The 15,198-nt window shown below is 55.3% G+C and carries 12 protein-coding genes and 2 tRNA genes; all 14 read left to right on the plus strand.

Annotated features, from left to right (window positions below; genetic code table 11):
- The first annotated feature begins 12 nt into the window (after positions 1–12).
- The 14 genes from ftsH to nlpI all read left to right on the plus strand — a co-directional run bounded on the left by ftsH (position 13) and on the right by nlpI (position 15,112).
- Entirely contained in the window at positions 13–1,920 is a 1,908-nt protein-coding gene (gene ftsH / locus ACETPC_RS06665) for an ATP-dependent zinc metalloprotease FtsH (RefSeq protein WP_380179858.1), read from the plus strand.
- 83 nt (positions 1,921–2,003) lie between these two features.
- A complete protein-coding gene (folP, locus tag ACETPC_RS06670) occupies positions 2,004–2,840 on the plus strand; it encodes a dihydropteroate synthase (RefSeq protein ID WP_380179860.1) in 837 nt (278 codons plus the stop codon).
- Position 2,841: 1 nt separating this feature from the next.
- Positions 2,842–4,176 (plus strand): phosphoglucosamine mutase, encoded by a 1,335-nt coding sequence (gene glmM, locus ACETPC_RS06675; RefSeq protein ID WP_380179862.1) that lies wholly within the window; start codon positions 2,842–2,844, stop codon positions 4,174–4,176.
- 228 nt (positions 4,177–4,404) lie between these two features.
- Positions 4,405–4,734: a preprotein translocase subunit SecG gene (secG, locus tag ACETPC_RS06680; protein WP_246759838.1), complete on the plus strand. Its 330-nt coding sequence runs from the start codon at positions 4,405–4,407 to the stop codon at positions 4,732–4,734.
- 40 nt (positions 4,735–4,774) lie between these two features.
- Positions 4,775–4,861, plus strand: a tRNA-Leu gene (locus ACETPC_RS06685).
- A 59-nt stretch (positions 4,862–4,920) separates the two neighbouring features.
- Positions 4,921–4,997, plus strand: a tRNA-Met gene (locus ACETPC_RS06690).
- 212 nt (positions 4,998–5,209) lie between these two features.
- Positions 5,210–5,662 (plus strand): ribosome maturation factor RimP, encoded by a 453-nt coding sequence (gene rimP / locus ACETPC_RS06695; RefSeq protein ID WP_380179864.1) that lies wholly within the window; start codon positions 5,210–5,212, stop codon positions 5,660–5,662.
- Positions 5,663–5,686: 24 nt separating this feature from the next.
- Positions 5,687–7,174: a transcription termination factor NusA gene (nusA, locus tag ACETPC_RS06700; RefSeq protein ID WP_380179866.1), complete on the plus strand. Its 1,488-nt coding sequence runs from the start codon at positions 5,687–5,689 to the stop codon at positions 7,172–7,174.
- A gap of 24 nt (positions 7,175–7,198) precedes the next feature.
- On the plus strand, positions 7,199–9,886 hold the full coding sequence (gene infB / locus ACETPC_RS06705) for a translation initiation factor IF-2 (protein ID WP_380179868.1): 2,688 nt from the start codon (positions 7,199–7,201) through the stop codon (positions 9,884–9,886).
- A 66-nt stretch (positions 9,887–9,952) separates the two neighbouring features.
- Complete coding sequence (gene rbfA / locus ACETPC_RS06710) at positions 9,953–10,354, plus strand: 30S ribosome-binding factor RbfA (RefSeq protein WP_380179870.1); 402 nt, start codon at positions 9,953–9,955, stop codon at positions 10,352–10,354.
- Positions 10,354–11,310, plus strand: coding sequence for a tRNA pseudouridine(55) synthase TruB (gene truB / locus ACETPC_RS06715; protein WP_380179872.1), 957 nt, complete (start codon positions 10,354–10,356; stop codon positions 11,308–11,310). Before rbfA ends, truB begins: the two co-directional genes overlap by 1 nt.
- 95 nt (positions 11,311–11,405) lie before the next feature.
- Entirely contained in the window at positions 11,406–11,675 is a 270-nt protein-coding gene (gene rpsO / locus ACETPC_RS06720; RefSeq protein WP_024966694.1) for a 30S ribosomal protein S15, read from the plus strand.
- Positions 11,676–11,977: 302 nt separating this feature from the next.
- Positions 11,978–14,104, plus strand: a complete 2,127-nt coding sequence (gene pnp, locus ACETPC_RS06725; protein WP_380179875.1) for a polyribonucleotide nucleotidyltransferase — start codon at positions 11,978–11,980, stop codon at positions 14,102–14,104.
- Between the two features lie 123 nt (positions 14,105–14,227).
- Positions 14,228–15,112: a lipoprotein NlpI gene (nlpI, locus tag ACETPC_RS06730; protein WP_380179877.1), complete on the plus strand. Its 885-nt coding sequence runs from the start codon at positions 14,228–14,230 to the stop codon at positions 15,110–15,112.
- The last annotated feature ends 86 nt before the right edge of the window (positions 15,113–15,198 follow it).

Here is a 15,198-nt window from a genome sequence, read left to right on the forward strand (position 1 = left end):
CCCTTGAGTGACATGGCGAAAAACCTGATTCTCTGGTTAGTCATCGCAGTCGTGCTGATGTCGGTCTTCCAGAGCTTTGGGCCCAGCGAGTCAAATGGCCGTAGGGTTGATTACTCAACCTTCCTGTCGGAAGTGAACCAGGATCAGGTCCGCGAGGCACGTATTAACGGGCGTGAAATCAACGTTGTCAAAAAAGACAGCAACAAATATACAACCTACATCCCCGTCAACGATCCTAAGTTGCTCGATAACCTGTTGACTAAAAATGTAAAAGTGGTTGGCGAACCGCCTGAAGAACCTAGCCTGCTGGCTTCGATCTTCATTTCCTGGTTCCCAATGCTGTTGCTGATTGGCGTCTGGATCTTCTTTATGCGCCAGATGCAGGGCGGCGGCGGCAAAGGCGCGATGTCCTTTGGCAAAAGCAAAGCCCGCATGCTGACCGAAGATCAGATCAAAACCACTTTTGCCGATGTGGCAGGCTGTGACGAAGCAAAAGAGGAAGTCGGTGAGCTGGTGGAATACCTGCGTGAGCCGAGCCGTTTCCAGAAGTTGGGCGGTAAAATTCCAAAAGGCGTGCTGATGGTCGGGCCTCCGGGTACCGGTAAAACCCTGCTGGCGAAAGCGATTGCTGGCGAAGCAAAAGTGCCTTTCTTCACTATCTCCGGTTCTGATTTTGTTGAAATGTTCGTCGGTGTGGGCGCCTCCCGCGTACGCGACATGTTCGAACAGGCCAAAAAAGCGGCGCCGTGCATCATCTTCATCGATGAAATCGATGCGGTAGGGCGTCAGCGCGGCGCTGGACTGGGCGGCGGTCACGATGAACGTGAGCAAACCCTGAACCAGATGCTGGTTGAAATGGACGGTTTTGAAGGCAACGAAGGCATTATCGTGATTGCCGCGACCAACCGTCCGGACGTGCTTGACCCTGCGCTGCTGCGTCCGGGCCGTTTCGACCGTCAGGTTGTGGTCGGTCTGCCGGATGTTCGCGGCCGTGAACAGATCCTGAAAGTGCACATGCGTCGTGTGCCGCTGGCTACCGATATCGATGCGCTGGTGATTGCTCGCGGTACGCCTGGTTTCTCGGGCGCCGATCTGGCAAACCTGGTGAACGAAGCGGCGCTGTTTGCCGCACGCGGCAACAAGCGCGTAGTCTCCATGGTAGAGTTCGAGAAAGCCAAAGACAAAATCATGATGGGTGCGGAACGCCGCTCTATGGTGATGACGGAAGCGCAGAAAGAATCTACCGCCTATCACGAAGCGGGCCACGCTATTATTGGCCGCCTGGTGCCGGAACACGATCCGGTACACAAGGTAACCATTATTCCACGCGGCCGCGCTTTGGGCGTCACTTTCTTCCTGCCGGAAGGCGATGCAATCAGCGCCAGCCGTCAGAAACTGGAAAGCCAGATCTCCACGCTGTACGGCGGCCGCCTGGCGGAAGAGATCATCTACGGCGTAGAACACGTTTCTACCGGTGCTTCCAACGATATTAAAGTGGCAACCTCCATTGCGCGTAACATGGTTACGCAGTGGGGCTTCTCCGAGAAGCTGGGTCCACTGCTGTATGCAGAGGAAGAGGGTGAGGTGTTCCTGGGACGTTCCGTCGCGAAAGCGAAGCATATGTCCGATGAAACCGCACGCATCATTGACCAGGAAGTAAAAGCGCTGATCGAAAGCAACTACCAGCGCGCGCGCCGTATTCTGAACGAGAACATGGATATTCTTCACGCGATGAAAGACGCGCTGATGAAGTATGAAACCATTGATGCTCCGCAGATCGACGACCTGATGGCGCGCCGCGACGTGCGTCCGCCAGCGGGCTGGGAAGATCCGGGCAGCAGCTCTGACAGCAACGGCACGCCGAAGGCGCCGCGTCCGGTCGATGAACCGCGCACGCCGAACCCCGGCAACACTATGTAAGCGTGACCGCGCAACACAAACCCCGGCGATGACCGGGGTTTTTTTTATCTGTACTGGCCAGCATTTTAAGGAGAATCGTCGCCATGAAGCTTTACGCCAGAGACGCCGTGCTCGATCTGACACATCCTCACGTTATGGGCATCCTGAACGTAACGCCGGACTCGTTTTCGGACGGTGGCAGGCATAACGACCTGGTACAGGCGCTGACGCATGCCAACGCCATGATTAACGCAGGCGCGACCATTATTGATATCGGCGGCGAGTCAACGCGCCCGGGCGCGGACGAGGTCAGCGTCGAACAGGAGCTGGAACGCGTGATCCCGGTAGTGGAAGCTATCTCGCAGCGCTTCGAAGTCTGGATCTCCGTTGACACCTCTAAACCTGAGGTTATCCGGGAAGCAGCAAAAGCCGGCGCGCATCTGATCAATGATATTCGCTCGCTGCAGGAGCCGGGCGCGTTGGAAGCAGCGGCGGCAACGGGCCTGCCGGTTTGCCTGATGCATATGCAGGGCGAGCCGAAAACCATGCAGCAGGCACCGCAGTATGGTGATTTCCTGCGGGACGTAGAAACCTTTTTTAGTGAACAAATTGTCCGCTGTGAAGCCGCCGGCATCAAAAAAACGCAGCTGCTGCTCGACCCGGGGTTCGGATTCGGTAAGAATCTCTCCCACAATTATCAGCTGCTGGCGCACCTGGCCGATTTCCATCGCTTTGGGCTGCCGCTGCTGGTCGGCATGTCGCGGAAAAGCATGATTGGGCAGCTACTGAACGTTGGGCCGTCGCAGCGCCTGACGGGCAGCCTGGCCTGTGCCGTCATCGCCGCTATGCAGGGCGCGCATATTCTGCGCGTACATGATGTAAAAGAAACCGTTGAGGCGATGCGCGTCGTCGAAGCAACACTGTCAGCGAAGGGAAAGTAGCATGAGCAACCGTAAATATTTTGGTACAGATGGCATTCGCGGCAAAGTGGGCGAAACGCCAATTACGCCAGATTTCGTCCTGAAACTGGGCTGGGCAGCCGGCAAGGTGCTGGCACGCAACGGCTCCAGAAAAATTATTATCGGTAAAGACACGCGCATTTCTGGCTATATGCTGGAATCGGCGCTGGAAGCTGGCCTTGCCGCTGCGGGCCTGACGGCTGCTTTTACCGGTCCTATGCCTACGCCAGCTATCGCCTATCTGACCCGAACCTTTCGCGCGGAAGCGGGGATTGTTATTTCTGCTTCACACAATCCTTTTGATGATAACGGTATCAAATTCTTTTCCATTGAGGGCACCAAGCTGCCGGACGATGTGGAAGAAGCAATTGAAGCAGAAATGGAAAAGCCCATCACCTGCGTTGAATCCGCAGAGCTGGGACGCGCCAGCCGCATTGTGGATGCCGCAGGGCGTTATATCGAATTCTGCAAAGGCACTTTCCCCAGCGAGCTGAGCCTGAACGGTTTGAAAATCGTGGTGGACTGCGCTAACGGCGCAACTTACCACATAGCGCCGAACGTGCTGCGTGAACTGGGCGCGGAAGTCATTACGCTGGGCGTCAATCCTGACGGCATGAATATCAACAAAGAGTGTGGTGCAACGGATGTGCGTCAGCTGCAGGCTCGTGTACTGGCAGAAAAAGCGGATATCGGCCTGGCCTACGACGGCGACGGTGACCGCATCATGATGGTCGATCATCTGGGTGAAAAAGTCGATGGCGACCAGATCCTCTATATCATCGCCCGCGAGGGATTACGTCAGGGACAGCTGCGCGGCGGTGTGGTTGGCACGCTGATGAGCAATATGGGCCTTGAGCTGGCGCTGAAGCAGCTGGGCATTCCTTTCGCCCGCGCTAAAGTGGGCGACCGCTACGTGCTGGAGAAGCTACAGGAAAAAGGCTGGCGGCTGGGCGCGGAGAACTCCGGTCACGTTATCCTGCTGGACAAAACCACCACCGGTGACGGCATTGTGGCAGGTTTGCAGGTACTCACTGCGATGGTACGCAATCATATGAGCCTGCATGACCTGTGCAGTGGGATGAAGCTGCTGCCGCAAATCCTGGTAAACGTGCGCTTTAGCGGCGCTACCAACCCGCTGGAAGATGAAAAGGTGAAAGCCGTTACGGCGGAAGCGGAAAAAGAGCTAAATGGCCGTGGACGTGTTTTACTGCGTAAATCTGGCACCGAACCGCTAATCCGCGTCATGGTTGAAGGCGAAAACGAAGCTCAGGTGACGGCACTGGCGCACCGCATTGCGGATGCAGTGAAAGCCGTATAAAGCCAACAGGGGCGCAGCGTAGTCAGGTGATTTTCGTCGCTTTTTTCACCGCTACTGCGCCTGCTGCCGCTTTTTTCCGCAATCGGCGGCGGCGCGCAAAATTGCCCTTGCGCTATGGTGCGGCTTTGGTTAGTATTCACACCCGCTTCTGATGGGTAGCGTTAAGGCTATCTGCTCACTGGTTTTGAAGCTTAAATGCACGATAACGTGCAAGGAAACAGGTTGATTATGTACGAAGCTCTTTTGGTAGTTTTCCTTATTGTGGCAATCGGCCTTGTCGGTCTGATCATGCTGCAGCAAGGTAAAGGCGCTGATATGGGCGCATCGTTCGGAGCAGGTTCTTCAGCAACGCTGTTTGGTTCTAACGGTTCAGGCAACTTTATGACCCGTATGACCGCAGTGCTGGCGACATTGTTCTTTATTATCAGCCTGATTCTGGGTAACCTGAACAGCAACAAAACGCAGAAAGGAAGCGAGTGGGAAAATCTGTCTCAGCCTGCGCAGCAGCAGAGTCAGCCAGCTAAACCGGCTACGCCGGGCAGCGATATCCCGCAGTAAATTTCGACGCGACAGAAATGAAAAAGTCGCAATCTTTAGTGCCGTGGTGGTGGAATTGGTAGACACGCTACCTTGAGGTGGTAGTGCCCGCATGGGCTTACGGGTTCAAGTCCCGTCCTCGGTACCAAATCTCAGTTTTGCTTGCATTTTATGCAAGATCGGCGTAGTATTTGCCACGTTTTCGGACGCGGGGTGGAGCAGCCTGGTAGCTCGTCGGGCTCATAACCCGAAGGTCGTCGGTTCAAATCCGGCCCCCGCAACCACTTTCCCTTAGAGTTCTTTTTCAAATATACTGTATGCATCGCACGACGCATCAACAGCGAGTTTTGAAAAAAATTCTATCTGGATGGTGCCGAACCGCCATTTATGGCGTACAGGGTCCAGTCGCATAAAGCCCCGATTTATCGGGGTTTTTTGTTATCAGGAAACAGCATACTGGGCTATTAAGCCCTTTTTTTATGTCTTGGGGGTGGGCTTGTCCACATTAGAGCAAAAATTAACAGAGCTGATCACAGCACCGGTAGAAGCGCTGGGCTACGAGCTGGTTGGCATTGAGTTCGTTCGCGGTCGCACTTCTACGCTGCGCATCTATATTGATAGTGAAGATGGCATCAATGTTGACGATTGCGCTGATGTCAGCCACCAGGTCAGCGCGGTGTTTGATGTTGAAGACCCTATCACCGTTGCTTACAACCTTGAAGTCTCCTCGCCAGGCCTTGAGCGCCCACTCTTTACCGCAGAGCACTACGCGCGATTCATCGGCGAAGAAGTAAGCCTGGTGCTGCGTATGGCCGTACAGAACCGCCGCAAATGGCAGGGAATCATTAAATCTGTAGCGGGTGAAATGGTAACCGTTGCCGTTGAGGGTAACGACGAAGTGTTCGCGCTGAGCAACATCCAGAAGGCGAACCTGGTTCCCCACTTTTAAAAGTCCGGATTGAGGCATACCAGGATGAACAAAGAAATCTTAGCTGTAGTTGAGGCAGTATCTAACGAGAAATCCCTCCCGCGCGAGAAGATTTTCGAAGCGCTGGAGAGCGCGCTGTCCACGGCTACCAAGAAAAAATACGAGCAGGAAATCGACGTCCGCGTCAGCATCGACCGTAAAAGCGGCGATTTTGACACTTTTCGCCGCTGGGTCATCGTTGACGAAGTGACCATGCCAACGCGTGAAATCACCCTGGATGCCGCACGATTCGAAGACGAATCGCTGAATCTGGGCGATTATGTTGAAGACCAGATTGAATCTGTCACCTTCGACCGCATTACTACGCAAACGGCTAAACAGGTTATCGTGCAGAAAGTGCGCGAAGCCGAGCGCGCTATGGTCGTCGATCAGTTCCGCGAGCAGGAAGGCGAGATCATCACCGGCGTGGTTAAAAAAGTTAACCGCGACAACATCTCCCTGGATCTGGGCAACAATGCCGAAGCGGTTATTATCCGCGAAGACATGCTGCCACGTGAAAACTTCCGTCCGGGCGACCGTATTCGCGGCGTACTCTACGCAGTACGTCCGGAAGCGCGCGGCGCGCAGCTTTTCGTCAGCCGTTCCAAACCGGAAATGCTGATTGAGCTGTTCCGTATCGAAGTGCCGGAAATCGGCGAAGAAGTGATTGAAATTAAAGCGGCCGCACGCGATCCAGGCTCTCGCGCCAAGATTGCGGTGAAAACCAACGACAAGCGTATCGATCCGGTCGGCGCCTGCGTAGGTATGCGCGGCGCGCGCGTTCAGGCGGTATCCAGCGAGCTGGGCGGCGAACGTATTGATATCGTGCTGTGGGATGATAATCCTGCGCAGTTCGTCATCAATGCGATGGCCCCGGCGGATGTCGCCTCTATCGTGGTGGATGAAGACAATCACACCATGGATATCGCTGTAGAAGCCGGAAATCTGGCTCAGGCGATCGGCCGTAACGGCCAAAACGTGCGTCTGGCTTCCCAGCTGAGCGGCTGGGAGCTGAACGTGATGACAGTCGACGATCTGCAGGCCAAGCACCAGGCTGAAGCCCATGCTGCCATCGACGTCTTTACCAAACATCTTGATATTGATGAAGATTTCGCAACCGTGCTGGTTGAAGAAGGCTTCTCTTCGCTGGAAGAGCTGGCATACGTGCCGATCAACGAGCTGTTGGAAATCGACGGTCTGGATGAAGAGACAGTAGAAGCGCTGCGCGATCGTGCGAAAAATGCGTTAACCACCCTCGCTCTGGAAAAAGCCGAGAGTCAGGGCGGCAGCCAGCCGGCAGAAGATCTGCTGAACCTGGAAGGTCTTGACCGTGAACTGGCATTTAAGCTGGCAGCGATTGGCGTTTGCACGCTGGAAGATCTTGCCGAGCAGGGTGTTGACGATCTGTCAGATATTGAAGGCCTGAGCGACGAGCAGGCTGGCGAGCTGATTATGGCTGCACGAAATATCTGCTGGTTCGGCGACGACGCGTAATAAACTGTAGCAGGAAGGAACAGCATGACAGATGTAACTGTAAAATCGCTGGCCGCAGAGATCCAGACACCGGTAGAACGCCTGGTACAGCAATTTGCTGATGCAGGGATCCGCAAGTCTGAAACCGACTCTGTGACCCAGCAGGAAAAAGAGACGCTCCTGACCCACCTGAACCGCTCGAATAACGGCGGTTCTGGTAAACTGACCTTACAGCGCAAAACGCGCAGCACCTTGAATATTCCGGGCACCGGCGGTAAAAGTAAATCGGTGCAAATCGAAGTCCGCAAAAAACGCACCTATGTAAAAGGCGATCCTGCAGAAGCCGCTCAGGCGGAAGCAGAAGAGCAGGCACAGCGCGAAGCGGAAGAACTGGCTCGTCGTGAGGCTGAAGAAAAAGCCCAGCGCGAAGCCCAAGAAAAAGCGCAGCGTGAAGCCGAGGAGCAGGCTAAACGTGAGGCAGCCGAGAAAGCCAGGCGTGAAGCAGCGGAAAAAGACAAAGTGAGCAACCAACAAACCGACGATATGACCCGCAACCAGCAGTCAGAAAAAGCCCGGCGAGAAGCGGAAGCCGCAGAACTGAAGCGTAAAGCCGAAGAAGAAGCGCGTCGCAAGATCGAAGAAGAAGCGAAGCGCGTAGCGGAAGAGGCCCGTAAAATGGCAGAAGAAAAAGGTTCTGAATGGGCGGAAGCGGAGAAAGAAGTGGAAGACACTTCTGACTATCACGTGACCACCTCTACCCATGCCCGTGCGGCAGAAGATGAAAACGATGCGCAGGTTGAAGGCGACCGTCGCACTCGCGCTGCGCGTCCGGCGAAAGCCACGCAGCGTAAAAAAGGCAACAAGCACTCTGAAGCCAAAACCGACCGTGAAGAAGCGCGTGCGCAGTTCCGTGGCGGTAAAGGCGGCAAGCGTAAGAGTACGCTGCAGCAGGGCTTCAACAAGCCGGTTCAGGCTGTTAACCGTGACGTTGTTATCGGTGAAACCATCACCGTAGCGGAACTGGCTAACAAAATGGCGGTGAAAGGCTCCCAGGTCATCAAAGTGATGATGAAAATGGGCGCGATGGCCACCATCAACCAGGTTATCGATCAGGAAACTGCCCAGCTGGTCGCGGAAGAAATGGGTCACAAAGTGACGCTGCGCCGCGAAAACGAGCTGGAAGAAGCGGTAATGAGCGATCGTGATACCGATGCGGCAATGGAATCCCGCGCGCCGGTAGTGACTATCATGGGCCACGTTGACCACGGTAAAACCTCGCTGCTGGACTACATTCGCTCCACTAAAGTCGCCTCTGGCGAAGCGGGCGGTATTACCCAGCATATCGGTGCTTACCACGTCGAAACCGACAACGGTATGGTGACCTTCCTGGATACCCCTGGCCACGCCGCGTTTACCGCGATGCGTGCCCGTGGTGCCCAGGCGACGGATATCGTTATCCTGGTTGTCGCGGCCGATGACGGCGTGATGCCGCAGACCATCGAAGCTATCCAGCACGCCAAAGCGGCGAAAGTGCCGGTTGTCGTGGCGGTGAACAAGTGCGATAAGCCAGAAGCGGATCCGGATCGCGTTAAAAACGAACTGACCCAGTACGGTATCATTCCGGAAGAGTGGGGCGGCGAAAACATGTTCGTCAACGTTTCTGCTAAGGCGGGTACGGGTATCGACGACCTGCTGAACGCTATCCTGCTGCAGGCGGAAGTCCTTGAGCTGACTGCGGTTCGTCAGGGCATGGCGAGCGGCGTAGTGATCGAATCCTTCCTGGATAAAGGTCGCGGCCCGGTTGCTACCGTGCTGGTGCGCGAAGGTACGCTGAACAAAGGCGATATCGTACTGTGCGGCTTCGAATATGGCCGTGTCCGTGCGATGCGTGACGAGCTGGGTCGTGAAGTTCTGACCGCTGGCCCATCTATCCCTGTGGAAATCCTGGGTCTGTCAGGCGTGCCTGCAGCCGGTGACGAAGCGACAGTGGTACGTGACGAGAAGAAAGCCCGTGAAGTGGCGCTCTACCGTCAGGGCAAATTCCGCGAAGTCAAACTGGCGCGTCAGCAGAAGTCCAAGCTGGAAAACATGTTTGCCAACATGACCGAAGGCGAAGTTTCCGAGCTGAACATCGTGCTGAAAGCGGACGTACAGGGTTCTGTCGAAGCTATCGCCGACTCGCTGATGAAGCTCTCTACCGACGAAGTGAAAGTGAAGATTGTTGGCTCCGGCGTGGGCGGCATCACCGAAACCGACGCGACGCTGGCTGCGGCTTCCAACGCCATCCTGGTTGGCTTTAACGTTCGTGCCGACGCCTCCGCGCGCCGCGTGATCGACTCAGAAAACTTGGATCTGCGCTACTACTCCGTGATCTATAACCTGATCGACGAAGTGAAGCAGGCGATGAGCGGTATGCTGGCGCCGGAATACAAGCACCAGATCACCGGCCTGGCCGAAGTGCGCGACGTGTTCAAATCGCCTAAGTTCGGCGCGGTCGCCGGCTGTATGGTGACGGAAGGCAACATCAAGCGTCACAACCCAATCCGCGTACTGCGCGACAACGTGGTTATCTATGAAGGCGAGCTGGAATCCCTGCGCCGCTTCAAAGATGACGTTAACGAAGTCCGTAACGGCATGGAATGTGGTATCGGCGTCAAGAACTACAATGATGTGCGCGTTGGCGATATGATCGAAGTCTTCGAGATCATTGAAATCCAGCGTACCATCGCTTAATGGTTGCCTGACACAACCTGTTCGGGAGGCCTTTGCGCCTCCCGTATTTATTTGGAGAGAATAATTATGGCGAAAGAATTCGGTCGCCCGCAGCGCGTCTCCCAGGAGCTGCAGAAAGAGATCGCGATTATTTTACAGCGCGAGATCAAAGACCCGCGTCTGGGCATGATGGTGACGGTTTCCGGCGTTGAAGTTTCCCGCGACCTGGCCTATGCCAAAGTCTTTGTAACCTTCCTGAACGATAAAGACGAAGACGCTATCAAAGCTGGCCTGCGCGCGTTGGGCGACGCCTCCGGCTATATCCGTACGCTGCTGGGCAAAGCGATGCGTCTGCGCATCGTGCCCGAGCTGACCTTCTTCTACGACAACTCGCTGGTTGAAGGGATGCGCATGTCTAACCTTGTCACTAACGTAGTACGCAACGACGCCGAGCGTCGCGGCCCTGCGGAAGACGACAAGGAGGAGTAATGAGCCGTCCTCGTCGTCGCGGACGCGATATTCACGGTGTTCTGCTGCTGGACAAGCCCGGCGGCCTGTCGTCTAACGACGCGCTGCAAAAAGTGAAGCGGCTATTCAACGCCAATCGCGCGGGCCATACGGGCGCGCTGGATCCGTTGGCGACCGGCATGCTGCCCATTTGCCTGGGCGAAGCCACCAAGTTTTCCCGCTATCTGCTGGATTCTGATAAACGCTATCGCGTTATCGCGCGGCTGGGCCAGCGCACCGATACCTCGGATGCGGACGGCCAGGTCATCAGCGAGCGGCCGGTAAACTTTACGCAAGAGCAGCTGGAAACCGCGCTGGAAAGCTTCCGTGGCGAAACCCAGCAGATACCGTCAATGTACTCCGCGCTCAAGTATCAGGGGCGCAAGCTCTATGAATATGCGCGCGAAGGCATCGAGGTGCCGCGAGAAGCGAGAAGCATCACCGTTTACGAGCTAAAATTCATCCGTCTGGAAGGCAATGAACTGGAGCTGGAAATCCACTGCTCGAAAGGCACCTATATTCGCACCATTACGGACGATTTAGGCGAGCTGTTGGGCTGCGGCGCGCACGTCATCTATCTGCGCCGTTTGCAGGTAGCGACCTATCCCATTGCGGCTATGGTCACGCTGGAGCAACTGCACGCGCTTAGCGAAGAGGCGACCAGCAGCGATCGGCCAGCGGCGGATTTGCTCGATCCTTTGCTGATGCCGATGGATAGTCCGGCGGCTGCCTACCCGGAAGTGAACCTGATCGCCAGCGCGGCAGCTTATTTCAAACAGGGCATGCCCGTGCAGGCAGCTAACGTGCCGGAAACGGGGCTGGTTCGCGTTACCGAAGGCGAAGCGCGAAAATTTATCGGCATGGCGGAAGTGGCCGAAGATGGTCGCGTAGCACCGCGCCGGCTGGTTGTAGAATATTCTGAAGCACCATTTGCGTAAGCTTAAGGCTGAGAGTAGAATGGCGCGGCTTTACACTGGGTTGCTGAATTAGAGATCGGCACCTGTACATTTATCTTAAAATTTGGAGTGGTAACATGTCTCTAAGTGTTGAAACTAAAGCGCAGATCGTTGCTGATTACGGCCGTGATGCTAACGACAGTGGTTCTACCGAAGTTCAGGTTGCTCTGCTGACCGCACAGATTAACCATCTGCAGGGTCACTTCTCTGAGCACAAAAAAGACCACCACAGCCGTCGCGGTCTGCTGCGCATGGTTTCCCAGCGTCGTAAGCTGCTGGATTACCTGAAGCGTAAAGACGTTGCGCGTTACACCAGCCTGATCGAGCGTCTGGGTCTGCGTCGCTAAATCTTAAAGTCTGCATTCCTTTCTTTTGCCGTCCACGGCAGGGAAAACCGGAAAAAAGGCAGATTTGTGCGAGTTTCGCTAAAAAGGGGCCTTTATGGCCCCTTTTTTCAGTCAGGCGGCAGCAATCCAGGCCAAACTATTGTATTGTTGCTGAGTGTGATCTTCCGTTGCAGAGATTCGCGCGGCTAATGAGAGGCTTTGTCCCATAAGGGATTAGGGTTGTCATTAGTCGCGAGGATGCAAAGAAGATTTAAGATTCACGGCAGGAGAAAGCTCTTGCCCGAAAAGTTAAGGATATAATTTTGCTGAATCCGATTGTTAAAAAATTCCAGTATGGCCAGCATACCGTCACGCTTGAAACCGGCATGATGGCTCGCCAGGCCACCGCTGCCGTTATGGTCAGCATGGACGATACCGCCGTATTCGTTACCGTTGTCGGCCAGAAAAAAGCCAAGCCGGGCCAGGATTTCTTCCCGCTGACCGTTAACTACCAGGAGCGTACCTACGCTGCTGGCCGTATTCCAGGCAGCTTCTTCCGCCGTGAAGGCCGTCCAAGCGAAGGCGAAACCCTGATCGCGCGTCTGATTGACCGTCCGGTTCGTCCGCTGTTCCCGGAAGGCTTCGTTAACGAAGTTCAGGTTATCGCTACCGTGGTTTCCGTTAACCCACAGGTTAACCCGGATATCGTGGCGATGATCGGCGCCTCTGCTGCGCTGAGCCTGTCAGGCATTCCTTTCAACGGCCCAATCGGCTCTGCCCGCGTTGGTTACATCAATGACCAGTACGTGCTGAACCCAACCACCGACGAGCTGAAAGAGAGCAAGCTGGATCTGGTCGTTGCCGGTACCGAAGGCGCAGTGCTGATGGTAGAGTCCGAAGCGGAACTGCTGAGCGAAGATCAGATGCTGGGCGCCGTGGTGTTCGGCCACGAGCAGCAGCAGGTTGTGATCCAAAACATCAAGGCGCTGGTTGCCGAAGCGGGCAAACCGCGTTGGGACTGGCAGCCGGAAGCGGTCAACGAAGCCCTGCACAGTCGTATCGCTGCGCTGGCCGAGTCTCGCCTGAGCGATGCTTACCGCATTACCGAAAAACAGGAGCGTTACGCTCAGGTTGACGTGATCAAATCTGAAACCACAGCGGCGCTGCTGGCAGAAGACGAAAGCCTGGACGAAGGCGAAATCAGCGACATCCTGCACGGTCTGGAAAAGAACGTAGTGCGTAGCCGCATCCTGCGTGGCGAGCCGCGTATCGACGGTCGTGAAAAAGATATGATCCGTGGCCTGGACGTGCGCACCGGCGTACTGCCGCGTACCCACGGTTCCGCGCTGTTTACCCGTGGCGAAACTCAGGCGCTGGTAACGGCAACTCTGGGCACCGCGCGCGATGCGCAGAACCTGGATGAGCTGATGGGCGAACGTACCGACAGCTTCCTGTTCCACTACAACTTCCCTCCGTACTCCGTGGGCGAAACCGGTATGGTTGGCTCGCCTAAACGTCGTGAGATTGGTCACGGTCGTCTGGCGAAGCGCGGCGTGCTGGCAGTTATGCCAAAAGGCGATGCTTTCCCATACACCGTACGTGTGGTATCAGAAATCACCGAGTCCAACGGCTCCTCGTCAATGGCTTCCGTTTGCGGCGCGTCTCTGGCGCTGATGGATGCAGGCGTGCCGATCAAAGCGGCCGTAGCCGGTATCGCGATGGGCCTGGTAAAAGACGAAGAGAACTTCGTGGTGCTGTCCGATATCCTGGGCGATGAAGATCACCTGGGCGACATGGACTTTAAAGTAGCCGGTAGCCGCGAAGGTATTACCGCGCTGCAGATGGATATCAAAATCGAAGGCATCACCCGCGAAATCATGCAGGTGGCACTGAACCAGGCCAAGGGCGCGCGTCTGCACATCCTGGGCGTAATGGAACAGGCTATCAGCACGCCGCGCGGCGATATCTCCGAGTTCGCTCCGCGTATCCACACCATCAAGATCAGCCCGGACAAGATCAAAGATGTCATCGGTAAAGGCGGTTCTGTGATCCGCGCGCTGACCGAAGAAACCGGCACCACCATCGAAATCGAAGATGACGGCACCGTGAAAATCGCAGCGACCGACGGCGACAAAGCTAAGTTCGCTATCCGCCGTATCGAAGAGATCACTGCGGAAATCGAAGTGGGCCGTATCTACAACGGTAAAGTGACCCGCATCGTAGACTTCGGTGCCTTCGTTGCTATCGGCGGCGGTAAAGAAGGTCTGGTGCATATCTCTCAAATCGCTGACAAGCGCGTTGAGAAAGTAACCGACTATCTGCAGATGGGCCAGGAAGTACCGGTGAAGGTACTGGAAGTTGATCGCCAGGGCCGCGTGCGCCTGAGCATCAAGGAAGCGGCCGAGCCGGAAGCGGCAGCTGCGCCTGCGCCAGAAGCTTCAGCAGAATAAGAAACGCACTGCTCTTCGCGGCAACGCGAAGAGCTGTTTCATCGCGAGGGCAGGACGGCACCTCTTGTGCATGGCGGCGGATGAAAGGATGGTCATCCCATTGTTTGTATTTGGGAGTGGGAAATGAAGCCTTTTTTGCGCTGGTGTTTCGTTGCGACAGCTTTAACGCTGGCAGGATGCAGCAACCCGGATTGGCGTAACAACGAGGTTTTGGCTGTTCCGCTACAGCCTACGTTGCAGCAGGAAGTCATCCTGGCGCGCATGGAACAAATACTTGCCAGTCGGGCCCTGACCGATGATGAACGCGCACAGCTGTTATATGAGCGCGGAGTGTTGTATGATAGTTTAGGTTTGAGAGCACTGGCGCGGAATGATTTTTCACAGGCGCTGGCTGTCAGACCGGATATGCCGGAAGTATTCAACTACTTAGGCATATATTTAACGCAGGCGGGCAACTTTGATGCTGCCTACGAAGCGTTTGATTCTGTACTTGAGCTTGATCCAACTTACAATTATGCGCGTTTAAATCGCGGTATCGCGCTCTACTACGGTGGAAGATTTAAACTAGCGCAAGATGATCTGCTGGCGTTTTATCAAGACGATCCTAACGATCCTTTCCGCAGCCTGTGGCTCTATCTCGATGAACGCGAGATGGGCGTCGATAAGGCAAAAGTGGCGCTACAACAGCGTTACGATAAAGCGGTCAGAGACCAATGGGGATGGAATATTGTCGAGTTCTACCTGGGCCATATCAGCGAAAGCAAGCTGATGGAGAGGCTCAAGGCGGACACAACGGATAACACCTCGCTCGCTGAACATCTCAGTGAAACCAACTTCTATTTAGGTAAGCACTACCTAAGTCTGGGGGAGAAGGACAACGCGGAAGCGCTGTTCAAGCTGACGGTCGCTAACAACGTTCATAACTTTGTTGAGCACCGATATGCATTGTTGGAGCTGGCGCTACTCGGCCAGACACAAGACGATTTATCAGAATCTGACCAGCAATAGCTGACGAACTTTTACGTCCTGATTTTTGAAATGTCATCATCTTCACGGGTGAGGGCTTTTTTGTTCGTCGAAACCACTAATTTGAG

It is taken from the genome of Pantoea sp. sgz302252 (assembly GCF_042610525.1).
GTDB lineage: Bacteria > Pseudomonadota > Gammaproteobacteria > Enterobacterales > Enterobacteriaceae > Erwinia.